Genomic DNA, 22,363 nt, shown 5'->3' with positions numbered 1-22,363 from the left:
AGCTGGCGGCGAATCAATGACGGGGTATGCGGCGCTCCGAAGGGGCGGACTCCAGCCAGGACACCAGCGCGGTATCCCCGGCGCTGTCCAGGGCGATCTCCCAATGCGATTTGCGGTGAACAACCTCGACGACGTGAAGGTCGTCCTCCAAGAAGGCGGCCTCCCGCGGGGTGATCTCGCGGCGAGAAACGATTGCGGTGCCCAGGCGCGTAAGCACCACATCCGAAGCTGGGCGCAGGCTACGCAGCTTGTAGAACTTGGCGGATTGGCCCGAATACTTCAAAATCCCGTGGCGCCAGTGCCTGCCATCAGAACTTGGCAGGCGCCGGACGACCACGGGATACCCCTGGGAACGCAGCGCAAAAAAGCGCCACACAACGGCGATGACGACGAACAGCGCCACCGCCGCAAGAAAATACAACAACCACGCCATATACCTAACTTACAGGCATGAAGTGGGTTTCGAAAAAGCAAAACGGGCCCCACCGATGAAACAGTGGGACCCGTTCGTCAGGGAAGTTGAAAGCTAGATAGCTTTACACTTCCATACGCTTCACAGCGCGCAACTCGGACTCTGCGACGGCCTTGTCGTGCTCAGTCTCTGCAGACTGCTTGCGGGACTCGGCATCCGCAACGTTGACCTCGCTGGCCCACGTTGCAGAATCCGCCAGAATGGTGATCTTCTTGGAGGACACGGACAGGAACCCGCCCTGCACCGCGGCCACCAGCTTCTCACCGGTGTTCGTCCGAATGGTAACGACGCCGTTCTCGACCAGCTGGCCGAGCAGAGGCTCGTGACCAGGGAGCACGCCGATCTCGCCCTCAGTGGTCTGCGCGGTAACGGACGTTGCGGTACCAACCCACAGCGGACGTTCCACGGAGACCAGTTGTGCGGCAATCTCAGCCATGTGCTTAACCCCTTACTTTTCGGTCATCTTCTTGTAAGCAGCCTCGACATCGTCCAGGCCACCCAGACCGTTGAAGGCCTGCTCCGGGTAAGCGTCGAACTCGCCGTCGCAGATGCGCTCGAAGGCGTCGATCGTGTCGGCCAGCGGCACGTAGGAGCCCGGGATACCGGTGAACTTCTCCGCAACGAAGAAGTTCTGGCCCAGGAAGCGCTCCAGGCGACGTGCACGCTGAACGGTGATCTTATCCTCTTCCGAGAGCTCGTCCATACCCAGGATGGCGATGATGTCCTGCAGCTCCTTGTTCTTCTGCAGGATGTGGATCACGCGCTGGGCAACCTCGTAGTGACGCTCGCCGACGATACCCGGCTCGAGGATACGAGAGGTAGAGGTCAGCGGGTTCACTGCGGGGTAAATACCCTTCGAGGCGATGGAACGATCCAGCTCGGTCGTCGCATCCAGGTGGGCGAAGGTCGTAGCCGGTGCCGGGTCGGTGTAGTCATCGGCCGGCACGTAAACGGCCTGCAGGGAGGTAATGGAACGACCCTTGGTCGAGGTAATACGCTCCTGCAGAACACCCATCTCGTCAGCCAGGGTGGGCTGGTAGCCCACGGCAGAAGGCATACGACCCAGCAGGGTCGAAACCTCAGAACCAGCCTGGGTGAAACGGAAGATGTTGTCGATGAACAGCAGCACGTCCTGGTTCTGAACATCGCGGAAGTACTCCGCCATGGTCAGACCGGACAGAGCCACGCGCATACGGACTCCCGGCGGCTCGTCCATCTGGCCGAACACAAGCGCGGTATCCTGCAGCACGCCCATCTCTTCCATTTCCAGGAAGAGGTCGGTGCCCTCACGGGTACGCTCACCAACACCGGCGAACACGGAGGTACCGGAGAACTCGCGGGCAATACGGGTAATCATCTCCTGGATGAGCACCGTCTTACCCACACCTGCACCACCGAACAGGCCGATCTTGCCGCCCTTCACGTACGGGGTCAGCAGGTCGATGACCTTAATACCGGTCTCCAGGATCTCGGTCTTGCCCTCGAGCTGGTCGAATGCCGGTGGCTCGCGGTGGATGCCCCACTGCTCGCCGTCGCGGCCCAGGCCCGGCTCGTCCAGGCAGTCGCCCAGAGCGTTGAAGACGTGGCCCTTGACAACGTCGCCGACCGGTACGGAAATCGGCTTGCCGGTATCGGTAACCTCAGCGCCACGGATCAGGCCGTCGGTCGGCGCCATGGACACGGCGCGCACGAGGTTGTCCCCGAGGTGCTGTGCAACCTCCAGGGTGATGGTCTTTGCCACTGCCTCGAGGTCAACCTCGACGGTCAGTGCGTTGAACAGTGCTGGCTGCTGGCCGCGCGGAAACTCCACGTCGACGACCGGGCCGATAACTCGCACGACGCGGCCCGCAACAGCCGATTCAGCAGAAGGCTGAACCTGGTTTGCTGTAGTCATACTTAATCACTTTCTCCGCTATCGGCGAGCGCGGATGCGCCACCGACGATCTCTGTAATTTCCTGGGTAATCTGGGCCTGACGAGCCTGGTTGGCAACTCGGGAAAGCTGCTTGACCAGGTCGGTCGCATTGTCGGTTGCGGCGCTCATCGCGGTACGACGCGCTGCGGATTCCGACGCCGCAGACTCCAGCATTGCTGCGAAGATGCCTCGGGAGACATACTGCGGCAGCAAGGCCTTCAACAGGGTGTCTGGGTCGGGCTCGAAGTCGTAGTCGGCAGAAACCTGGTCAACCTTGTCGGAGACCAGATCCTCGCCGAGCTCGAACTTCTCTTCCTCAACCACAGTCTCGATCGGCAACAGTCGGTGTGCCTCTGGCTTCTGGCTCAGCATGGACTCGAAGCGGGTGTACACGATGTGCACCTCGTCGAATCCCTGTACAGCCTGCCCCTCTTCCGCGTTGAGGCCCTCGCGCCACTTTGCGGTTCCTTCGGAACCGGCGACGAAGCCGTCAATCAGGTGGCGGCGCACATCGTGGGTAGCCGCGTAGTCGGGGTCCTGAGAGTAGCCCGACCAGGCACCTGCGATGTTCTCGCCACGGAAGTTGTAGTAGGAGATGCCCTTGTTACCAGAGACGTACAGAACAACGTCCTTGCCTTCGTTCTCCAGGCGCTTGCGCAGCTCTGCAGTCTTTTTGAAGACGTTGTTGTTGTAGCCACCGCACATGCCACGGTCACTTGAAACCACGAGGATTGCGGCGCGGGAAGCATCCGTCGGCTCCTGCAGGATCTTGTGATCCAGGGTGCTGGCGGAGGCCAGGCGCTGAACCACGCGGGTGATTTCATCCGCGTAAGGCTCCGCATCGTCAACACGTGCCTGAGCCTTCGTGATCCTCGAGGTGGCGATGAGCTCCTGGGCCTTCGTGATCTTCTTAGTCGAGTTCACGGACTTGATGCGTGTCCTCAGTTCGCGAAGACTAGCCATAACTATCGCCTCCCTTCTGTTTCATTAATGGTCTTGGTGGTCACTGTGCTCACTTACCTTCCGCGCCTACTGGGTTTTGCGGGAGACAGTGATCTGAGACTTGGTGACCTCGTCGTCGCCAAGCGGGCGAGCTTCCGGCTCGTTGATGACGGGGGTGCCGTCGGTGGTCTGGAAGCCCTGCTTGAAGTCCTGGACTGCGCCAGCCAGCTCGGCCTTGGACTCGTCGCTGAACGGGGTGCCACCCTTGATCTGCTCGAACACGCCACCGTGGGAAGCGTGCAGGTTCTCCAGCAGCTCGGACTCGAAGCGGCGAACGTCCTCAACCGGAACGTCGTCGAACTCGCCCTCGCCGGCCAGGTAGATGGAAACCATCTGGTCCTCGACGGACTGTGGCTCGGTCTCCTTCTGCTTCAGCAGCTCGACCAGGCGCTTACCGCGCTCCAGCTGTGCCTTGGAAGCCGGGTCCAGGTCGGATGCGAAGGCAGCGAATGCCTCCAGGTCGCGGTATGCGGCCAGGTCCAGACGCAGGGAGCCGGACACCTTCTTCATGCCCTTGGTCTGTGCGGCACCACCAACACGGGAGACGGACACACCAACGTTGATAGCCGGTCGGACACCCTGGTTGAACAGGTCGGACTCCAGGAATACCTGACCGTCGGTAATGGAAATAACGTTGGTCGGAATGAAGGCAGACACGTCGTTCGCCTTCGTCTCAATGATCGGCAGTGCCGTCAGGGAACCACCGCCCAGCTCGTCGTTCAGCTTCGCTGCGCGCTCCAGCAGACGGGAGTGCAGGTAGAAGACGTCACCGGGGTAAGCCTCGCGGCCCGGCGGGCGACGCAGCAGCAGGGAGATCGCACGGTAGGCCTCAGCCTGCTTGGTCAGATCATCGTAGATAACCAGGACGTGCTTGCCCTGGTACATCCAGTGCTGGCCCAGTGCGGCGCCGGTGAACGGTGCCAGCCACTTGAAGCCGGCGGAGTCGGATGCCGGTGCTGCCACGATGGTGGTGTACTCCAGCGCGCCGTGGTCTTCCAGGGTCTTACGAATCGAAGCGATCGTGGAACCCTTCTGGCCAACAGCAACGTAGATGCAGCGAACCTGCTGCTTCGGGTCGCCGGTTGCCCAGTTGTCGCGCTGGTTCAGGATGGTATCGATGCAGACCGAGGTCTTACCGGTCTTGCGGTCGCCAATGATCAGCTGACGCTGACCACGGCCAATCGGGGTCATTGCGTCGATAGCCTTGATGCCGGTCTGCATCGGCTCCTCGACGGGCTGACGCATCAGAACGGAGGGCGCCTGGAGCTCGAGGGCACGTTCTTCCTCGGACTCGATGTCGCCCAGGCCGTCGATGGTCTGACCCAGTGGGTTGATAACGCGGCCGAGGAACTTCTCCCCAACCGGAATGGACAGGACCTCGCCGGTCCTCTTGACCTCGTCGCCCTCCTTGAGGGTCTCGAAGTTACCCAGGATCACGACGCCGACGCTGTCGGTGTCGAGGTTCTGTGCGACGCCAATCACGCCGCCTGGGAACTCGAGTAGCTCGTTAGCCATCACAGAGGGCATGCCGCTTACCTGGGCAATACCGTCTGCAGCCGCCGTGACCACGCCGACCTCCTCACGGGAGGCCTCCGGGGAGTAGCTCGAGGTGTAGTTCGCAATCGCGCTACGGATCTCATCGGAGGAGATCGTCAGCTCCGCCATGTTCTTCCTGCTCTCGGTTTCGTCTTCCAGCATCTATTTTCTTGCTTGGTCTTTGTCGGTTCCTTGGGGCGCCTTTATATGACGCCCTAAGCGATCGACGCGCGGAGGCGCCGCAGGTTACCTGCAGTGCTGCCGTCGATAATCTCGTGTCCGACGCGGATCACGGCACCGCCGAGGAGGCTGGTATCAACCTCGGAGTGGACCGCAATCTTGCGACCGTAAATCTTTTCCAGCTTGTCCGACAGAGTCGACTTCTGCTGTTCACCCAGGGCAGCTGCGGCACGGACACGCGCTACGGTGCGTCCCTCCAGTGCAGCTACCTCGTCAACCAACGAGTCAAGTTCCTCGACTGGACGCTGGCGCAGACGGCCAATTGCCTGCAGCGCCAGTGCCTCGGTCGTGGAAGTGACCTTGCCATACAGGACCTTTGCCAGCAGGTCGCGGCGAGCATCCGGGGATGCGGCGCGGTCGGCCAGCTTCAGCTCCAGCTCCGGCTCACGTTCGATGATGCGAGCCAGCTGGAACAGTTCGTCTTCAACGCGGTCCTGCTGACCTTGAGCGTCGGCGGCGCGCAGCAGGGCCAGGCGGCCCAGCTTCACCAGTCCGTCGCGCAGGTCGCGAGTGTTGGACCACGACTGGGATACAGCAGCAGACACGATTTCTTCCGTCGAGGCAGATACCTTGCCGTCGAACAGGCTCTTGGCCAGTTCCACGCGGGTGTTGGCATCCCTCGCCGGGTCGATCAGCGCGACACGCAGGCCGCGGTCACTGTCGAGCAGCTCGACAACGTCGAACAGCTCGGTGCCGGTGGTTACACCGGTGCCCACTTTGTCGGAGGTCTCGTTAAGACCCTGATCCAGGGTCTGCTCGAGGCGCTCAATTGCCTCTCGGCTCGCTGCGTGCATACCGATCACTTCCCGGATGCGCCGACGTTGTCCAGTCCGGCGAGGAAGTTATCGATGGTGCCCGAGCGCTTCACGTCGTCCGACAGCTGCTCGCCCAACAGGCGCTCAGCCAAGTTGATGGAGTTTTCACCCATCTCCTTGCGCAGGTCGGTGACAACGGCGGAACGCTGTGCCTCGAGCTGCTTGTGGCCCGACTCGACGATACGGTTGGACTCTTCGGTTGCCTGAGCCTTCATGTCCGCGATGATCTTCTGACCCTGAGAACGGGCGTCATCACGAATCTGCGCAGCCTCAGTGCGTGCCTCAGCAAGCTGAGCGTTGTACTTCTCCAAGGCAGCCTTAGCCTCTGCCTGAGCGGACTCGGCGCGCCGAATGCCGCCCTCGATCTGGTCCTCGCGCTGATTCAGCACTTCCTGGAACTTCGGAAGCACGAACTTCCAGAAGACAAACAGGATGACTGCAAAAGGAATGATGGACCAGACGATGTCGTACAGCGGAGGAAGCAGCGGGTTTACCGACTCCTCCATCGGCAGCTTCTCAGCTGCTAACAAAAAGGTGTTCGTCATAGTCTCCAGCTTTCGATTCTGGTGCGGTGGTTAGAAAGTGCTCTTAACGAGCGGCCAATCGCACTGAAATTAGAACAGGAAGCCGGCGACGAAGCCGATCAGCGCCAGTGCCTCGGCGAAAGCGATACCCAGGAACATGGTGGTGCGCAGCTGGCCGGCCATCTCGGGCTGGCGAGCCATTGCCTCAGCGGTCTTACCTGCAACGTTACCCACACCGATAGCGGAGCCGATAGCAGCCAGGCCGTAGCCGATGGTGCCGAAGCCCTGGAACTTGGTGGTGGTGTCCTGCGCGATGAGGAAGATGTCGTTCATTTGGTTTCCATTACCTTTCTGAGAACCAGCCGGTTGCAGCTTTTCTTTTGTCGTTGTCCGGCTTGGTCATTTGAGTACTTAAAAAGGGGCGAATTAGTGCTCGTCTGCGTGGAGGGACAGCTCGATGTACACGGCGGTCAGCAGGGAGAAGATGTATGCCTGCAGGAAGATCACCATGAGCTCGAACAGGGTGAAGGCGATCGCGAAGAGGATCGTGCCGCCAGCAGCCACAGTCCAACCGCTCATCTGCCAGAAGAAGAAGTTCGTGGCACTGAACAGCATGACGAGGATGATGTGTCCAGCCAACATATTCGCCATAAGACGAATCGTCAGCGTTACCGGACGGAGGACGAATGTGGAGAATGCCTCGATCGGCGCCACGATGAAGTGGAGCCAAGAAGGCAAACCAGGAATGATCAGCGAGGACTTGATGTACTTGCCGAAGCCATAGCGCTTCACACCCGCGTAGATGAATGCGATATACGCGACAACAGCCAGCACCAGTGGCAGACCCACTCGAGCGCTGGCTGAAATGTTCATGAACGGAATGATCGTCGACATGTTGACGGCAAGAACAGTGAAGAAGATAGCGGCGATGATCGGCAGGAACCGGCGCCCCTCCTTCTTGCCCAAGATATCCTCCGCGATGTGAATCCGAACGAAGTCCAAGAAGTACTCAGCAACGTTCTGTACGCCGCTCGGAATCAGCTTCGGCTTCCGCATTGCAAAGAAGAAGAATGCGGTAACCAGAAGAATCATCACAATACGGATGACCATGAGGCGGTCGAGCGCGAAGGCTCCACCAGCAAACTCACTGAACCACAGCTGGTTGCTATCCACTTGCCCCGGGAAGAATTCGTGTTCCAATGAAGGTACGTGAAACTCGCCCTTCATGGCCAAGGTTGTTACGCTCAGCGTTCTCTCCCGTGATTGGGCCGCAAGATTGCACAGAATCACTGCGGTGCGATGGAGGTCTCTTTTCGAAGAGTTAGGCCGACGCTGAGGGACTCCGTCGCACGTCCCTACATAATCAGCCGGTGCCGTATCTACTGTTCACACATACGTGTGCCAATAAATGGCCCGATAGAACAATATCAGCTTTATCTCGCGAATCGCTAAGTGAAACACGTTGCGGGTCCCCCCACTTGGTCGTGGTTTTCAACGTTTTTGGTTCCAGAATCATTTGTATGTGTTTAGGCCTACCTCCGCTCCCTCCCCGCTGCACTTACCCCAGCTCGCTACTGACAGTTGTCGCCTCTCCGCGTGAGGGCGTTATCTCTCTGCGCGCAAGCAGTGCCACCCGTAGCATCACAACAAACAAAAAGCCCCGGCCTGCATTGGCTATGCAAACCGGGGCGTGGATTCGGGCACTAGCACTAGATGCCGTTAGCCTCGCTAGCTGATGTAAAGCTTCTGGGTGCGAGTAACTGCCAGCGTCTCGATGGCCAGTACGGCGACCATGCTCAAGATCACGGTTACGGCCAGCGCTGCGGTGTCGTAGAAAGTCTTGTCCTTCAGGAAGAACAGAATGCCCAGCAGCACCGCCGCCTTAACCAGCCAGCTGCCCAGGATCAAGCCCATCGTCATCGAGGGCGAAGTGTTGGAACTAAACAGCACGATCACTACCGTCAGCAGCATAAATCCGCCGCCGACCAGCCACCCGATGCCTGCTCCCCACAGCCCCTCGGTGCCGCTGATAAGACCCCACACCAACAGGGAAAGCGCACCCAGCACCACCAGCGCCAGCGCTCCGGAACGCATGGCAGCCTTCAGCGGGCCGACGTGGTCGCTGGCTTGGGATACGTCGTTCAGCTCGGGCAGCTCTTTAGCGCCCGCAGCACCGTTCACCCCAGCACCGTTCACCGCAGCGTCTTTTGCAGCACCGTTGTTCTCAGTCGCCTCAGTCATGGCGATTAGCTTACCTGAGCCGTGTTTGACTTCCGATTCTCCCGCCACAGCGGCACCACCGTCGCCACGATGGCAACGATCACCAGCAAACTAAAGGAAATAGCCATCACGTGTAGAGGCAGCACGGTCAGTCCCACTGCACCGAAGGCCACTACCCCAACCCAGGTGTACAAAACCAGAACCACGCGCTTCTGACTGTGGCCAATGTGCAGCAGTCGGTGGTGCAGGTGTTTCTTGTCCGGGGAAAACGGGCTCTTGCCCTGGGACACGCGGCGCACAACTGCCATCACCAGGTCCAGCAGTGGAATGGACAGGGCCGCCAGAACCACAATCATCGGCGACAGCAGAGCCAACATATCCGCCGGCCCGTACAGCGCCGCGTTGATGCGCCCGGATGCCGATGTGCAGGCCGCGGACAGCAGCAGGCCGATCAGCATCGCGCCGCTATCCCCCATGAAGATACGCGCGGGCGAGAAGTTGTGAGGCAGGAAACCCATGCAGATTCCCACCAATGCTGCCGAAATAATCGCCGGCGGGTAGGCCGCCACGGTGCCACCCTGATCATGCAGGATGGTCAGCGAGTAAATCAGGATCGTCCCGGCGGCGATCGCCCCCAACCCCGCGGCCAGACCGTCTAGGCCGTCGACGAAGTTCATCGCGTTCACGATCGTGACGGTCAAAAGCGCCGTCAGGATCGTGGACTGGACCTGGTCCAGGATCAGCGTGGTGCCGTCCCCGAACGGCAGATAAAAAAGGTACCAACTAAGGCCCATCAGGCTCATCACCACGGCACCCACGACCTGCCCGCCGAGCTTCAGCACCCAGGAGATGTCGTAGAGGTCATCCACCACTCCGACGACCACAATCACAAAGGCGGCCATCAGAACCGCCGTCATATCGGGTGTTACCGGCGGGAACCCGCGCGTCAGCGCGGGCAGTTGGTTCGCCACCACAACGGCCACTACCAGCCCCGTAAACATCGCTACCCCGCCCAGCCGGGGCATCGGAACTTGGTGCACGTCGCGCTCGCGCGGGGCGGCCATCCGCCCGTAGCGCAAGATCACCGAGCGCACCACACCAGTCACCAGATACGTCACCGTGCAGGCGACGAGCAGCACCAACACCAACTCGCGCAGGGGAATACCTGCGCCGATAGCCGGCTGGGCAAGGACTGTCATTAGACGTCTCCCCGCAGCTCCGCACTGCTCATGCCCAGAACCTCGGCCACGCGCTCGGTGGTGGCCGCCCCCTCGCGCAGGATGCGCGGGCGGCCAGACGAAAGGTCAACGATGGTGGAGGCCACGCCGTGGTGCGCTTCCCCACCGTCAATGTAGGTAGTCACGTCCGCGCCCAGCTGATCCTCGGCCATCTGCACATTCGTCGCCGGCGGCTGGCCGGAGATATTGGCGCTGGAAACCGCCATCGGGCCGGTGCGTTCGAGCAGCTCCAGCGCAATGGGCTGGTTGGGCATGCGCAGCATCACGGTGCCGCGCGTATCCCCCAGGTTCCATGGCAGGCTGGGCGCCTGGTGGACGACCATCGACAGTCCGCCCGGCCAGAAGGCCTCGACGAGTTTGCGCATGTTGTAGGTGTATTCGCGCACGAGCCCTTGGATGGTGGTCCAGCTGGGAACCAGGACGGGCACGGGCATGTCGGGGCCGCGCCCCTTCGCACGCAGCAGGGCGGCCACTGCCTCGTTGTCGAAGGCATCGCAGCCGATGCCGTAGACCGTGTCGGTCGGCAGCACGACCAGCCGTCCGCCCTTCACCGCATTCGCCGCGGCGTCTAGCGCGGCCTCGCGGTTCTGCGGATCGGTTGCGTCTACGGTTCTCGACATTGCGGCCCTTCCTTGCTCATTTATTACGTGCTCTACCTTAACCCCATCGCCGGTACTACTGCGGTAGCAGGGCGGTGACGAAACGCGGTCGGCCGGCCAGGTCGCGGTGTTGAGTGATCTCTCGCCAGCCGCGTTGCTGCATCATGGCCGCTACCTGCGCACCGTTGGAGTCGTCGTGTTCTATTCCGACGCCACCACCTGGCCGCCCCAGCGCCTCAGCCCACTGCAGTACCCGTGGCATGAGCTCCAACCCGTCGTCCCCGGAGAACACAGCAGCGTGCGGGTCGGCCGCCACCTCGGGGGAAACCTCCGCTGATTCCGGCACGTACGGAGGGTTGCACACCACCACGTCCGCGGGTGCGAAAGCCTCGGGGGAAACGCCCGCCGTCGCTGGCAACTCCGCGGGATCGTCGACAGCCAGATCAGCCTGAACGAAAGTGGCATTAACCTGCGGGACAAGCCGAGCATTCTTCTCGGCCAGCCGCAGTGCGTCACGAGATAGTTCGATTCCGGTCAGGGAGATGGGGGCGTCATAAAGAAGAGAAACCCCGAGCCCCAACGTGCCGGGGCCGCAGCATAAATCGACCACGTGCGGCGCGGGGCGCCCCTTGAGGAAACGCGCGGCCCAGTCGGCGAGCAGCTCAGTTTCGGGGCGCGGGACGAAGCAGCCTGGCTCCGCAAAGAGGTCCAGACCGCAGAAGGGGGCGGAGCCGACGATGTGCTGCAGGGGTTCGCGCGCGGCGCGGCGGGCCACCCAGTCGGCATAGGCGCTGGGGGCGGGTTCGTCGGCGCGCATAAAGAGAGTGCCGGGTTCGACGGCGGCGCGGGGCGCAGCTGAGCCAGTGCCGGGGTCGGCGAGCAGGTAGCGCATCAGCAGGCGCGCGTCGACGGCGGCAGAATCGATGCCCGCCGCGCTCAACTGTGCGGTGGCCTCCCGGATCGCCTGGTTGATGTTCAATGTCCCACCGTTCTGTCGCTCTACCACCGCCGAGGCGACGGAAAGGCTAGTCTTCCGCCTCGAGGCGACGTACGCGGTCGGCTTCCTTCAGTGCCGCGAGCAGCGCCTCCAGGTCGCCATCCAGGACGGAATCCAGGTTGTTGGCCTTGTAACCGATGCGGTGGTCGGAGACGCGGGACTCGGGGAAGTTATAGGTGCGGATGCGCTCGGAACGATCCATGGTGCGGATCTGCGCTGCGCGGCCTTCGGCTGCCTCGGCCTCGGCCTCTTCTTCCTTCATCTGCTGCAGGCGCGCAGCCAGAACCTGCATCGCGCGGGCGCGGTTCTGAATCTGGGAGCGCTCCTTCTGACAGGTCACCACAATGTTGGTCGGCAGGTGGGTAATGCGAACCGCCGAGTCCGTAGTGTTCACGCCCTGGCCGCCCTTACCGGAGGAACGGTAGACGTCCACGCGGATGTCCTTGTCGTCGATCTGCACATCCTCGACTTCGTCGGGCTCTGGGTACACCAGCACGCCCGCCGCGGAGGTCTGAATGCGGCCCTGCGACTCGGTGACGGGGATGCGCTGCACGCGGTGCACTCCACCTTCGAACTTGAACTCCGACCACGCGCCATCGCGGGAGGGCTGCTTGGAGCGGATGGACAGGGTCATGTCCTTCACACCACCCAGGTCGGTCTCGTTCAGCCCCAGGATCTCGGTACTAAAGCCGTGACGTTCAGCGTAACGCTGGTACATGCGCGCCAGCTCACCGGCGAACAGCGCGGCTTCCTCGCCGCCGGCGCCGGACTTGATCTCCATGACGATGTCGTCGCCGTCGTGCGGGTCGCGCGGAGCCAGCAGGTCGGTTAGCTGCTCTTCCAGCTCCCCGATCTCCTCTTCTAGGCGCTTGGCTTCTTCGGCGAATTCCTTGTCCTCGGATGCCATCTCGGACGCGGCCTCGTGATCCTCGCGGGCCTGCTCGAGCTTCTGGTGCGTCTGAATGATCGGCTGCAGCTCGGAAAAGCGCTTACCGACCTTGCGGGCCGCCGCTGGGTCATTGTGCAGCTCAGGATCGCTCAGCTGCATCTCCAGGCCCTGATACTCGGCCAGAATGTCGTCGATGACTGACGGTGATTGGCTCATGGTTTAATCCTCCTCGTCCTCGCCTGCCAGAGGCGCGGAGCTGGCAACCTGCAGCATGAACTCCCGGTTGGTCTTGTTCTTACGCAGCTGCTTGATCAACAGATCGATGGCCGCCTGTGAATCCAGGGCAGACAGGATACGGCGCAGCTTGTGCATGATGCGCGCCTCTTCCGGGCTGAGTAGCAACTCGTCCTTGCGGGTGCCCGACGGGTTCACATCCACAGCCGGGAACACGCGGCGCTCGGAGATCTTGCGGTCCAGCTTCAGTTCCGCGTTGCCGGTGCCCTTGAATTCCTCGAAGATCACCGTGTCGCCGGCCGAGCCGGTCTCCACCATCGCGGTGGCGATGATCGTCAGGGAGCCGCCGTTTTCAATGTTGCGGGCAGCGCCCAGGAAGCGCTTCGGCGGGTACAGCGCGTTGGAATCCACACCACCGGACAGGATGCGGCCAGAGGCCGGCGAGGAGTTGTTGTACGCGCGACCCAGGCGGGTGATGGAATCCAGCAGCAGAACAACGTCCTTGCCTTGCTCTACCAGGCGCTTTGCGCGCTCGACGGCTAGCTCGGCAACGTTGGTGTGCTCCCCTGGCGGGCGGTCGAACGTGGAGGCGATGACTTCGCCCTTGACGGAGCGTTGCATGTCCGTCACTTCCTCCGGGCGCTCATCCACCAGCACGACCATGAGGTAGCACTCGGGGTTGTTCGTGGAGATCGCGTTGGCGATGTCCTGCAGGATGGTCGTCTTACCGGCCTTCGGCGGGGAGACAATCAGCGCACGCTGCCCCTTGCCGATGGGCATGATCAGGTCGATCACACGGGTGGTCAGCGTCTTCGGGTCGGTCTCCAGTCGCAGGCGCTGGTTCGGGTACAGCGGGGTCAGCTTCGCAAAGTTCGGGCGTGCTGATGCCTGCTCGGGGGTAAGGCCGTTAACGGTCTCTACCTGGTAGATCGGCGTGTACTTTTGGCGATTCCGTCCGCGTCCGCCGCCGTTATTGTTGTTGTTCTTCGGACGGATGGTGCCGACGATCGCGTCGCCGTGGCGCATGCCGTACTTGCGCACCGTGTTGATCGGCACGTACACGTCCGTCGGCCCCGCGTGGTAGCCAGTGGTGCGGATGAACGCGGTGTTCGCATCGACGAAATCGAGGATGCCCGCGACAGGCGTAAGCTCTTCCGGCTTCGGTTCGCGGTTGTTGTTGCCGCCACCGTTATTACCATCCCCGCTGTTGTTGCCGTTGTTGCGGTTGTTATCGCGGTTATTGTCGCGATTATTGTCACGGCCACGGTTACGGCGGTTACGGCGATTGCGACGGTTGCGGCGATTGCCGCGGTTGTTGTCGTCGCGGTGGTTGTTTTCGCGCTCATTATCGTCGCGGTTGTTGTCGCCACGCTCGTCGCGGTTCTTTTCGCGATCTTCGCCGCGATCTTTGCCGTCGCCCTTACCGCGCTTTTCGGCGCTTTCTGCGGTTTCTTCTGGGCGCTTTTCTTGGTGACGCCCCTCCCGCGCCTCCTCAACCGGCTTTTCCTTCGGCGCAGGTTCTTCAGCAGGCTGCGGCTTCCGGGGCGCTCCACCGCCACCAGATGCACCACCGGATTCGATGGCTGCGATTAGCTCACCTTTGCGGAGACCAGAGGTACCTTTCAGCCCCTGTGCCGCTGCAATCTGGCGTAGCTCCGGCAATTTCAACGAGGCGAGGCCATTGGCTTGGCCACGAGCCAAAATATCGGACAGGCTCACAAAAGTCCTTTCACGTCCGGCTTCTTCATCGACCCTTCAAAAGCCTGCGAAGCCCCAGGGTTGGCCAGACATGCGTATTCGACAACAGTTCTTAAATTAACCCAAAGATTGCGGGAATCTTCCAGAAAGATTGCCGCCTTAACGTCCCACGATGCGACTGGCGGCGGGTGTAGCGCGGGGTGGCGTCGTAAAAAGAAAGAAAGAGAAAAGAAACGAGCCTCACATCCGGCTTCCGTAGCTAACCATAGCACCTCCCACACCGCGAGTACCTAACGGCTAGGCTGAAATGCATGAAGTCGACGATGCAGGAGATCCCATTATCCGTAGCGACGATCCTGGAATACGGGGCCAGCGTTCACCGAAACACTACCGTGACCACGTATTTTGACGAAACTGCGGAGCAAACCAGCTTCCTGCACATCGGTATCCGCGCGGCCGCAATGGCCAACATGCTGCGCGACGAATTCGGCATTGAACGCGGCGACCGCGTAGCCACCGTACTGCCGAACTGTACCGAGCACCTGGAGGTGCTGCTCTCCGTGGCCTCGATGGGCGCGGTTTTTAACCCCATCAACCGGCACCTCATGAACACCCAGATCACGCACATCATCAACAAGGCGGCGCCGAAAGTGCTGGTGCTCGACCCGACCTGTAAAGACCAGATCGTCCCGCTACTAGCCGACTGCCCCTGCGTGGAGGCGGTGCTGGTGATTGGGCCGAACCTAGCGGACACCGAGGCGGTACAGCAGCTCATCGCCGTGCAAGGCAAACAAGGCAAGCCGGGCTTGAGCCACCTGCGCGTTCTAAACCTAGAGGCCGCACTCGACGGGCGCAGCGCCGACTTCGACTGGCCGGACATGGAAGAGACTGACCCGGCGGCCATCTGTTTTTCCACTGGTACGGAAGGCCCACCGAAAGGCGTGGTCTACTCCCACCGCGCACTGTGGCTGCACTCCATGCAGCTGCGCGCCGCCGATAGCTTCAGTATCCGCAATGGCACCAGCTTTCTATGCTGTGTGCCGATCTATCACGTCCTCAGCTGGGGCGTGCCACTAGCTGCCTTTATGGCCGGCGCTCCGATCGTGTTTACCGGGCGCAGCGCCACCCCGGAGCACCTGGCACATGTGATCGCAGACGCCATGCCACGCCAAGCCCATGGGTCCCCTGCGGTGTGGACCGGTCTGCTGGTGCACTACACCAAGAAGCACCCCAAGAAGATGAGCCTGCAGGAGATCTACGTCGGCGGCTCGCAGGTCTCCCCCGCCATGATCGACGCCTGGGAGGAACGCTTCGGCGTGGACATCATCCACTCCTGGGGTATGACGGAGACCGGCCCGGTGGGCACCGTTGCCCACCCGCCCGCTGGTGTGGCTGGCGCTGCCCGCGCCAAGTATCGCGAAAGCCAAGGGCGCTTCCACGCAGGTATGCGTTACCGCATCGTCGACGACAACGACAACGTGCTAGAAGCCAACGACCGCAACGAAGGCGAACTGCAAGTACGCGGCAACACAGTAACGGCTTCGTACTACATGGACGACAGCCCGCGCTTTACCGATGACGGCTGGCTGCGCACCGGCGACATCGCCACAGTGAACAAAGACGGCTACCTGACGATTCACGACCGCAAGGCGGACATCATCCGTTCAGGCGGCGAATGGATCTACTCCGCGGCGCTGGAAAACTACCTGTTGGAGCCCACAGCCGTGATCGAGGCTGCAGTGATCGGTATTCCATCGGAGAAATGGGGGCAGCGCCCGCTCGCAGTAGTAGTGGTTGCCGAGGAGACCCCCTGGACTGTGGAAACTGCACAAGAGCTGGCCGAGGAACTTCGCCAACGCGTGCCCGGCTGGATGGTGCCAGAGAACTGGACCTTCGTGGATCACATCGACAAGACCAGCGTGGATAAGTTCGACAAGAAAGACCTACGCCAGTACTTCCGCGAGGGGAAGTTCGAGATCATCACGATTTAAGGGGCGCACCCGGATGCCTGCTGAGGGCGGGCTGGGGCGGGCAAGGGTCACCACCCCTGGGTCGTCGGGGTAAATTCTCCAGAATTTAACAGGAACCATTCCAACTATTGCGGGAGAAAGTAGAGTAGCGTTTTCCTGCATGACCGATGTAACTGTGCTGGCCCTCGGGCCGCAGTGGTTCGACCCAATGTATTTGCTTTCGGGTTCCGGACCTTTCGGCGCGGCGATTTTGCCCGCCATTTTTGCGATTATCTTTATCGAATCCGGGCTGTTCTTTCCTTTCCTGCCCGGTGATTCCTTGCTCTTCACAGCGGGCCTTCTAGCCAGCCAGCCTGATGGCTTCGCACCGCTGTGGCAGGTGCTGTTGATTACCCCGATCGCGGCAATCCTAGGCGACCAGGTGGGCTACTGGATTGGCCACCGCTTCCACCCTGCGCTGCGCAACCGCAAGGACGGGCGCTTCTTTAAACAGGAACACCTGCACCGCTCTGAGGCGTTCTTTGAGAAATACGGGGCGATCACGATCATCCTGTGCCGCTTCGTACCCTTCGTTCGCACCTATGCCCCACTGGTAGCTGGAATGTCGGGCATGCGCTATCACACATTCATTGTTTTCAACGTGATAGGCGGTGTGCTGTGGGCCAGCGGCATCGTCTACCTGGGGTCGCTATTCGGCGGGGTGGAGTTCGTACGGAACAACATCGAGGCCATTTTCCTCGGAATCGTCGCCTTCTCCATCGTCCCGGCACTTTTCGGCGTGATACAGAAAAGCCGGGGCGAGAGGAAGCAATCTCTCGCCCCAGCTACTGCCCAGGATTCTCTAGAACCCCAAGAATAGTTTCCCAGGATTGGTTACCGGCCTTACCGGTGCTGTTGCAAAGTTGGGGCAGTAGGAAGAGCGACGTGAACTAATCACAGCCATGGGTATCTTCTCCGGTCGTCATTTCCCCCCGTGACATCATTCTGTGGGCAGTGTGCGGTGGTACTGCCGCTACGGGGTGAGCTACCGCGATCTGGAGGAAATGATGACCGAGCAGGGCGTACCGGTCGATCACACCACGATCTACCGCTGGGTCCAGAAATACGCCCGTGAGCTGGACAAGCAAACACGGTGGTACCGGCAGGTACCTGACTGGCAGGCCAGTTCCTGGCGGGTGGATGAGACCTATATCCGGGTCGGCAGCAGGTGGTGCTATCTCTATCGGGCGATCACCGCCGGTGGTCAGACCCTGGACTTTTACCTCTCTCCGAAGCGGAACGTGGCCGCGGCGAAGCGTTTCCTGACCAAGGCCCTCAGATCCAATGCGTCAGCTGGGTATCCCAGAGTGATCAACACCGATAAAGCACCTTCCCTAGCCAGGGCAATCGCCGAGTTGAAGTCAGAGGGAATCTGCCCGCCAACAGTGGAATACCGGCAGGTGAAATACCTCCACAACATCCTAGAAGGCGACCATGGTCGGCTGAAGCGGATCCTCGGGCCGAAAGGCGCGTTTACGAACCGGACATCTGCATATCGGACGTTGACAGGGATGGAGGCGATGCACTCATTGCGGAAAGGGCAAGGCACGATGTTTGCCTACGGGCAACCGAACCCGGACGCGGTGATCGTCAACCGGGTCTTCCAGAATATCTAAGCAGGCTGGGCCATAATGCTGGCCAGGCGACGAAGAAAGGAGTGTTCGCGGTTCTCCACCCAACTTTGCAACAGCACCACTGGCGGGCGATGGTCGACCTCGACGAGGTGGCGACCGTCATCATCGACTCCTGCAGGGTTGGCGTCCGGAAGCCTGATCCAGAGATCTTCGCCATCGCTGCTGATGCGGCTAGCGTCGCCGCGGAGGACTGTGTTCTGATCGACGATCTTCCTGAGAACTGTGCCGCGGCCCGCAGGGCCGGATGGACCGCAGTCCAGTACATCACCGCCGAGCAGGCCATCGCCGACGTGCGCCGCGTACTTACGGAGTCGTCTCCGCAAAGTAGCCGTCAGGGGTGATGTAAGCGCTTCGCCACGGCGGAGTGGGGCGGATGGTTCCGGTAACCACCAGCCGTTCCGGATCGTGGGTCCCCACGCGGGGAGCGTCATCGTCGACACGCAGCTCGACAGCGCGGCCGGGGATCAGCAGCCGGGCAAGGCTGAGTTCCTCTCCCGTCTGCTGCTCGGTGATCGCCAGATCCGTAGCGAATCCCGGCTGGAACTGCCCGGAGATCATGTCTGCGAAAGCGTCATGGATCCCAGGCACGGTCAGCAGCATGTGAATGGAGTCGCGAAGGGCCGTCCCCTGCTGCGGGTGCATCATCCGCGACTGGAGAACTGTGTTGGATATGACGACAGCCGCTGCGTGCGACCGCATCCGGGACCACTCGGAGAGGCAGCTTTCCGGCTGCACACCTTTGATGACTGCGGCCAGCCGCCAGCCCAGGGTGAACGCGTCCTGCATACCGGTGTTCAGGCCTTGTCCTCCCAGAGGGTAGTGAATATGCGCAGCGTCACCGACGACCAGGAGTCTCCCGTCGCGCATCGACAGGCGGTACCGTGCGAAGTCGCTGAACCGGGTGAGGTGGGTGATCCCTGACAGGTTCGCCGGCCCTCCGAGAATGCGCTCCACCAGGTCCACATACTCAGTCGCTTCGGGCACAGACCTGTCCCGGGACGGGCCGTCAAAGTCCATGCCGATGACACGTCCCTGCCGCCCGAAGCCGGGGTTGTGCATTGTCCATCCGGTTTCCGTCTGATTCCATCCGGGAGGAACCGAACCATCGTCACTGTAGGCGAGCGCCGAGATGGCGTTCATCGTCGCGGGGGTCTCGACCGCCGGGAAGTTCCCCGTCCTGGCGACAAGACTGCGCCCTCCATCTGCCCCGATGCAGTACCGTGCCCGGACCCTTCCGGAGTGAAGTGCCGGGCGTCCGTCTGCGTCGGTGAACTGGACCAGGACTCCGTCGTGGCCGTCGTCGACGGTGACCGACCGCACGACTGTCCCCCGGCGGATGTCTGCCCCCTGTGACAGTGCCCGCTGCTCAAACGTCGCTTCCAACTGGGCCTGCGGTATCCCCGCCAACGGTGACGGCTCCTGAGCGGGTGCGCTCAGCGTGAGCCCGGCAGAGCCGGCGAACTGGAACTCCGCACGCCGGACGGTACCGGAGCGCCGTTCAATCTCCTCAGGCGTGACCGATGTGACGTATCCACGCCGGGCCAGGTGCGACAGCGACCTGGCGTGGACTGTGCCTGCTCGCGGTCTGCGGTCGACCTCTGTCCGCGGCTCGAACAGCACCACAGTCAGTCCCTGCAGCGTCAGCTCAGCTGCCACCAGCATGCCGACCGGACCGCCTCCGACGATGGCCACATCCACGATTTCATCCGACTGATCTGGTGTTCCTGCGCTGGTGTTTTCCATGTCCCGTGCTCTCCTCACATTGCGAAGTAACTACGATACTGGTACCTACTAATATCATCGTACCTACCGAAAGGACACACCCATGACAGCCACATCGACGCAATCCAAGACAACGGCGGCGGCACCCCCGAGTCGCTGGACGCTCCCGATCATCCTGATAGCCCAGTTCGTCACCCCGATGTCCATCGCCGGGACAGCCATTGCGCTTCCGAAGATCTCCACCGACCTCGGCACCCAGACCACGGCACTGCAGTGGGTGGTCAACGGCTTCAACGTCGCCTTCGCCCTCGGTGTCCTCGCGTGGGGAGCACTCAGCGACCGCATCGGCTACCGCCTCACCTTCGTTATCGGCAGCATCCTGTTCGCCGCCACCAGTCTGATCAGTGCGGCGAGCCCGTCGCTGCTCCTGCTCGATGCCATGCGCATCATCGCCGGAATCGGTGCCGCCGCGATCCTCACCGGTGCGAGTTCGATGCTGTCCAACGCCTTCACCGGCTCCGCCCGTGCCCGTGCTTTCGCCCTGTTCGGCACCGTCAACGGGCTCGGTCTCGCGCTCGGACCGACCATCTCCGGTGCCCTGGTCGCCGGGGTCGGCTGGCGCGGCGTCTTCGCTGTTCACGGCCTTATCCTCGCCGCTGTTGCGCTGAGCTCCCGTGTTCTCCCCGCCGCGGCCCCTGCTGTGGCACCAAGCACGTCAGACCGCGCCCCGTTGCTGGACCTGTCCCTGCTGCGCAACCGGGAGTTCCTCGCCATGTGCCTGGTACCCGTAGCCGGGTCGATTGGCTTCGTCACCCTGCTGACCTATCTCCCCTCAGCGTTCAGCGGCATCCGAGATCTCAGCGCAGGTCAGGCAGGTCTGCTCATGCTCGCCATGACCATCCCCGTGGTCATCGCACCCACTGTCGCCGCCAAGCTCGTCGACACCGTCACCTGGATCAACGTTGGGTCTGTCATCTACACGAGCCTTGCCGTCCTGATCCTCGGCGACCTGGGACTCATGCTACTCAGCGAGAACCGTTCCCTGGCCTGGATCATCGTTCCGATGATCCTGCTCGGATTCGGCTTCGGCCTCCCCATTGGGCTTGTGGACGGCCACGCCCTTCAGGTGGTCCCGCCGGAACGCACCGGCACCGCTGCCGGGTTGCTCAACTTCTTCCGGGTCGGCAGTGAGGCCATCTTCGTCGCAGGCTACGCCCTCCTGTTGTCCACACTGATCGGGCAGAAGCTCACCGGCGACGCCGCGACCGACACCGCAGCCGGCCAACCCGGACACCCCGACGTCTACACCAGTGCTTTCACCACAACCGTTCTCATTGTCGCTGTTCTGGTGGTCGTGATCGCCATCGCCGTCCTGGCCATCCGCCGCAGCGAACACACCGACACCCACTGAACATCCTGTAGAGATCCATGGAGGAAACCATGACCACCACCACACCACCCACATCCGCACGCTTCGACCTCCGCTCCATCCCCGGCCTGATGCCGCCCTCGATGGTGACACCGCTCGATGACCTTTCCCCAGGTGGGCTTCCCCAGGTCGTTCTTCCCACGGGGCATACGGCCGTGCACCTGACCGCCTACCCCGATGTCCAGAAGATTCTGACGGACACCTCGTTCATCCGCAGCGACACCAACGTCGACGATGGCCCCAGCTTCCTGCCGACGGTCATGCCCGAGGAGATGCTCCTCAATCTCGATCATCCGCACCACGGAAGGCTGAAACGCTTCGTCGCCGCAGCCTACAGCGCCAACACGATGGCGGCTTTCGCCCCGACGGTCCGTCGCATCGTCTCCGACGCCGCCGATGCGCTGACACCCGCGTCCAGCTTCGACCTGATGACCGACCTGCTCGAACCCCTGACGATCAACGTCAACGCCACCTATCTGGGCGTCCCCGACGACGACATTCCCTGATTTCGGCACTTGTCGCGGCAGATGCAACTCGCGCATGACACCGACATCCCGCAGCTGCTGGAGGACTTCTGGGAGCTGTATCACTACCTGGAAGACCTCATCGCCGGCAGACGCCCCCTCAACGACGGACTCATCAAGAACCTGCTCGCCGTCCGCGAGGAAGCAACCCCGCCGGTCACCGACGGTGAGTACGCAGCTCTGCTTCTCGGATCGCTGGTCGGCGGCGACCAGAATGTGCTGTCGGAACTCTCAAAGATCGTCTTCGTGGCCCTGTCACACCACGAGCTCTGGGAGCTGATGTCCACGAACCCCGACAGCATCCCAGTGGTCACCGAAGAACTCCTGCGCCTACTCCCACTCGGCAGGATCTCCACGTTCCCGCGGATCGCATCGCGCGATGTGGCGGTCTCCGGGGGAACAGTGCGCGAGGGGGAGACGGTCTACGCAGACGCTCACGCTGCCAACCGGGATCCGCAGGTCTACCCCGAACCCTGGATCGTGGACACCGCACGCACATCCAAGCGGCATCTCCAGTTCGGCTACGGTATGCACCACTGCATGGGCGCGGCGATGGCCCGCATGGAGATCCACGAGACCCTGGTGGTGTTGACCGCCGCGCTCCCTGACCTCACCCTGGCGTCCCCGGTGGACGCCGTGCAGTAGGACACGGGCGTACTCGTCCACC

General features: G+C 61.8%; 23 protein-coding genes. 7 read left to right on the top strand and 16 right to left on the bottom strand.

The window, feature by feature from the left end; translation table 11 throughout:
- Positions 1-13: 13 nt before the first annotated feature.
- The 15 genes from QKE30_RS02855 to rho form a co-directional block, all read right to left on the bottom strand.
- Positions 14-433 carry a DUF2550 domain-containing protein gene (locus QKE30_RS02855; protein WP_347934048.1) on the bottom strand — a complete coding sequence of 140 codons (420 nt, stop codon included), beginning with the start codon at positions 431-433 and terminating at the stop codon, positions 14-16.
- Between the two features lie 103 nt (positions 434-536).
- Positions 537-908 (bottom strand): F0F1 ATP synthase subunit epsilon, encoded by a 372-nt coding sequence (locus QKE30_RS02850; RefSeq protein WP_347934047.1) that lies wholly within the window; start codon positions 906-908, stop codon positions 537-539.
- Positions 909-920: 12 nt separating this feature from the next.
- On the bottom strand, positions 921-2,366 hold the full coding sequence (gene atpD, locus QKE30_RS02845; protein ID WP_005292972.1) for a F0F1 ATP synthase subunit beta: 1,446 nt from the start codon (positions 2,364-2,366) through the stop codon (positions 921-923).
- Between the two features lie 2 nt (positions 2,367-2,368).
- The gene (locus QKE30_RS02840) at positions 2,369-3,349 is read right to left on the bottom strand and encodes a F0F1 ATP synthase subunit gamma (protein WP_347934046.1); all 981 of its coding nucleotides are present in this window, start codon (positions 3,347-3,349) and stop codon (positions 2,369-2,371) included.
- A 66-nt stretch (positions 3,350-3,415) separates the two neighbouring features.
- On the bottom strand, positions 3,416-5,053 hold the full coding sequence (gene atpA / locus QKE30_RS02835; protein ID WP_347934077.1) for a F0F1 ATP synthase subunit alpha: 1,638 nt from the start codon (positions 5,051-5,053) through the stop codon (positions 3,416-3,418).
- Positions 5,054-5,139: 86 nt separating this feature from the next.
- Complete coding sequence (locus tag QKE30_RS02830; protein WP_347934045.1) at positions 5,140-5,958, bottom strand: F0F1 ATP synthase subunit delta; 819 nt, start codon at positions 5,956-5,958, stop codon at positions 5,140-5,142.
- 5 nt (positions 5,959-5,963) lie between these two features.
- Positions 5,964-6,524, bottom strand: coding sequence for a F0F1 ATP synthase subunit B (locus QKE30_RS02825; RefSeq protein WP_034985593.1), 561 nt, complete (start codon positions 6,522-6,524; stop codon positions 5,964-5,966).
- A 69-nt stretch (positions 6,525-6,593) separates the two neighbouring features.
- The gene (locus tag QKE30_RS02820) at positions 6,594-6,836 is read right to left on the bottom strand and encodes an ATP synthase F0 subunit C (protein ID WP_005292984.1); all 243 of its coding nucleotides are present in this window, start codon (positions 6,834-6,836) and stop codon (positions 6,594-6,596) included.
- Between the two features lie 93 nt (positions 6,837-6,929).
- The gene (gene atpB / locus QKE30_RS02815) at positions 6,930-7,730 is read right to left on the bottom strand and encodes a F0F1 ATP synthase subunit A (protein WP_070488303.1); all 801 of its coding nucleotides are present in this window, start codon (positions 7,728-7,730) and stop codon (positions 6,930-6,932) included.
- Positions 7,731-8,231: 501 nt separating this feature from the next.
- Positions 8,232-8,744 carry a hypothetical protein gene (locus QKE30_RS02810; RefSeq protein ID WP_347934044.1) on the bottom strand — a complete coding sequence of 171 codons (513 nt, stop codon included), beginning with the start codon at positions 8,742-8,744 and terminating at the stop codon, positions 8,232-8,234.
- Positions 8,745-8,749: 5 nt separating this feature from the next.
- Entirely contained in the window at positions 8,750-9,922 is a 1,173-nt protein-coding gene (locus QKE30_RS02805; protein WP_347934043.1) for an MraY family glycosyltransferase, read from the bottom strand.
- The gene (locus QKE30_RS02800) at positions 9,922-10,581 is read right to left on the bottom strand and encodes an L-threonylcarbamoyladenylate synthase (protein WP_005292994.1); all 660 of its coding nucleotides are present in this window, start codon (positions 10,579-10,581) and stop codon (positions 9,922-9,924) included. Before QKE30_RS02800 ends, QKE30_RS02805 begins: the two co-directional genes overlap by 1 nt.
- Positions 10,582-10,636: 55 nt before the next feature.
- Positions 10,637-11,539: a HemK/PrmC family methyltransferase gene (locus QKE30_RS02795; protein ID WP_347934042.1), complete on the bottom strand. Its 903-nt coding sequence runs from the start codon at positions 11,537-11,539 to the stop codon at positions 10,637-10,639.
- 46 nt (positions 11,540-11,585) lie between these two features.
- A complete protein-coding gene (gene prfA / locus QKE30_RS02790; protein WP_347934041.1) occupies positions 11,586-12,662 on the bottom strand; it encodes a peptide chain release factor 1 in 1,077 nt (358 codons plus the stop codon).
- Between the two features lie 3 nt (positions 12,663-12,665).
- Positions 12,666-14,399 carry a transcription termination factor Rho gene (rho, locus tag QKE30_RS02785; protein WP_347934040.1) on the bottom strand — a complete coding sequence of 578 codons (1,734 nt, stop codon included), beginning with the start codon at positions 14,397-14,399 and terminating at the stop codon, positions 12,666-12,668.
- Between the two features lie 290 nt (positions 14,400-14,689).
- On the opposite strand from rho, the gene QKE30_RS02780 reads away from it, so the two are divergent.
- The 4 genes from QKE30_RS02780 (at position 14,690) to QKE30_RS02765 (ending at position 18,362) form a co-directional block, all read left to right on the top strand.
- Positions 14,690-16,369, top strand: coding sequence for a long-chain fatty-acid--CoA ligase (locus QKE30_RS02780; RefSeq protein WP_239199998.1), 1,680 nt, complete (start codon positions 14,690-14,692; stop codon positions 16,367-16,369).
- Between the two features lie 139 nt (positions 16,370-16,508).
- Entirely contained in the window at positions 16,509-17,207 is a 699-nt protein-coding gene (locus tag QKE30_RS02775) for a DedA family protein (RefSeq protein WP_239200016.1), read from the top strand.
- Positions 17,208-17,334: 127 nt separating this feature from the next.
- Positions 17,335-18,003, top strand: a complete 669-nt coding sequence (locus tag QKE30_RS02770; RefSeq protein ID WP_239200019.1) for an IS6 family transposase — start codon at positions 17,335-17,337, stop codon at positions 18,001-18,003.
- A gap of 65 nt (positions 18,004-18,068) precedes the next feature.
- Entirely contained in the window at positions 18,069-18,362 is a 294-nt protein-coding gene (locus tag QKE30_RS02765) for an HAD-IA family hydrolase (protein ID WP_239200022.1), read from the top strand.
- On the opposite strand, the gene QKE30_RS02760 is transcribed toward QKE30_RS02765, so the two are convergent.
- Positions 18,325-19,782, bottom strand: a complete 1,458-nt coding sequence (locus QKE30_RS02760; protein WP_297667991.1) for an FAD-dependent monooxygenase — start codon at positions 19,780-19,782, stop codon at positions 18,325-18,327. The genes QKE30_RS02765 and QKE30_RS02760 overlap by 38 nt on opposite strands.
- Positions 19,783-19,846: 64 nt before the next feature.
- Here QKE30_RS02760 and QKE30_RS02755 point away from each other — a divergent pair, with 64 nt between their 5' ends.
- Genes QKE30_RS02755 through QKE30_RS02745 form a run of 3 tightly spaced genes read left to right on the top strand, consistent with a single transcriptional unit; the run spans position 19,847 to position 22,341 of the window.
- Positions 19,847-21,154: an MFS transporter gene (locus QKE30_RS02755; protein ID WP_239200025.1), complete on the top strand. Its 1,308-nt coding sequence runs from the start codon at positions 19,847-19,849 to the stop codon at positions 21,152-21,154.
- 29 nt (positions 21,155-21,183) lie between these two features.
- Entirely contained in the window at positions 21,184-21,678 is a 495-nt protein-coding gene (locus QKE30_RS02750; protein WP_239200028.1) for a hypothetical protein, read from the top strand.
- Between the two features lie 21 nt (positions 21,679-21,699).
- Positions 21,700-22,341: a cytochrome P450 gene (locus QKE30_RS02745; RefSeq protein ID WP_239200031.1), complete on the top strand. Its 642-nt coding sequence runs from the start codon at positions 21,700-21,702 to the stop codon at positions 22,339-22,341.
- The last annotated feature ends 22 nt before the right edge of the window (positions 22,342-22,363 follow it).

Source organism: Corynebacterium sp. c24Ua_83, assembly GCF_039907245.1.
GTDB lineage: Bacteria > Actinomycetota > Actinomycetes > Mycobacteriales > Mycobacteriaceae > Corynebacterium.
The sequence above is the reverse complement of the archived record's forward strand: the minus strand, read 5'-3'. Positions and strand labels throughout refer to the sequence as shown.

Coding starts and splice junctions, on each gene's coding strand:
- QKE30_RS02855 (WP_347934048.1), bottom strand. CDS start 433: ATGGCGTGGTTGTTGTATTTTCTTGCGGCGGTGGCGCTGTTCGTCGTC.
- QKE30_RS02850 (WP_347934047.1), bottom strand. CDS start 908: ATGGCTGAGATTGCCGCACAACTGGTCTCCGTGGAACGTCCGCTGTGG.
- atpD (WP_005292972.1), bottom strand. CDS start 2,366: ATGACTACAGCAAACCAGGTTCAGCCTTCTGCTGAATCGGCTGTTGCG.
- QKE30_RS02840 (WP_347934046.1), bottom strand. CDS start 3,349: ATGGCTAGTCTTCGCGAACTGAGGACACGCATCAAGTCCGTGAACTCG.
- atpA (WP_347934077.1), bottom strand. CDS start 5,053: ATGGCGGAGCTGACGATCTCCTCCGATGAGATCCGTAGCGCGATTGCG.
- QKE30_RS02830 (WP_347934045.1), bottom strand. CDS start 5,958: ATGCACGCAGCGAGCCGAGAGGCAATTGAGCGCCTCGAGCAGACCCTG.
- QKE30_RS02825 (WP_034985593.1), bottom strand. CDS start 6,524: ATGACGAACACCTTTTTGTTAGCAGCTGAGAAGCTGCCGATGGAGGAG.
- QKE30_RS02820 (WP_005292984.1), bottom strand. CDS start 6,836: ATGAACGACATCTTCCTCATCGCGCAGGACACCACCACCAAGTTCCAG.
- atpB (WP_070488303.1), bottom strand. CDS start 7,730: ATGAAGGGCGAGTTTCACGTACCTTCATTGGAACACGAATTCTTCCCG.
- QKE30_RS02810 (WP_347934044.1), bottom strand. CDS start 8,744: ATGACTGAGGCGACTGAGAACAACGGTGCTGCAAAAGACGCTGCGGTG.
- QKE30_RS02805 (WP_347934043.1), bottom strand. CDS start 9,922: ATGACAGTCCTTGCCCAGCCGGCTATCGGCGCAGGTATTCCCCTGCGC.
- QKE30_RS02800 (WP_005292994.1), bottom strand. CDS start 10,581: ATGTCGAGAACCGTAGACGCAACCGATCCGCAGAACCGCGAGGCCGCG.
- prfA (WP_347934041.1), bottom strand. CDS start 12,662: ATGAGCCAATCACCGTCAGTCATCGACGACATTCTGGCCGAGTATCAG.
- QKE30_RS02780 (WP_239199998.1), top strand. CDS start 14,690: ATGAAGTCGACGATGCAGGAGATCCCATTATCCGTAGCGACGATCCTG.
- QKE30_RS02775 (WP_239200016.1), top strand. CDS start 16,509: ATGACCGATGTAACTGTGCTGGCCCTCGGGCCGCAGTGGTTCGACCCA.
- QKE30_RS02755 (WP_239200025.1), top strand. CDS start 19,847: ATGACAGCCACATCGACGCAATCCAAGACAACGGCGGCGGCACCCCCG.
- QKE30_RS02750 (WP_239200028.1), top strand. CDS start 21,184: ATGACCACCACCACACCACCCACATCCGCACGCTTCGACCTCCGCTCC.
- QKE30_RS02745 (WP_239200031.1), top strand. CDS start 21,700: ATGCAACTCGCGCATGACACCGACATCCCGCAGCTGCTGGAGGACTTC.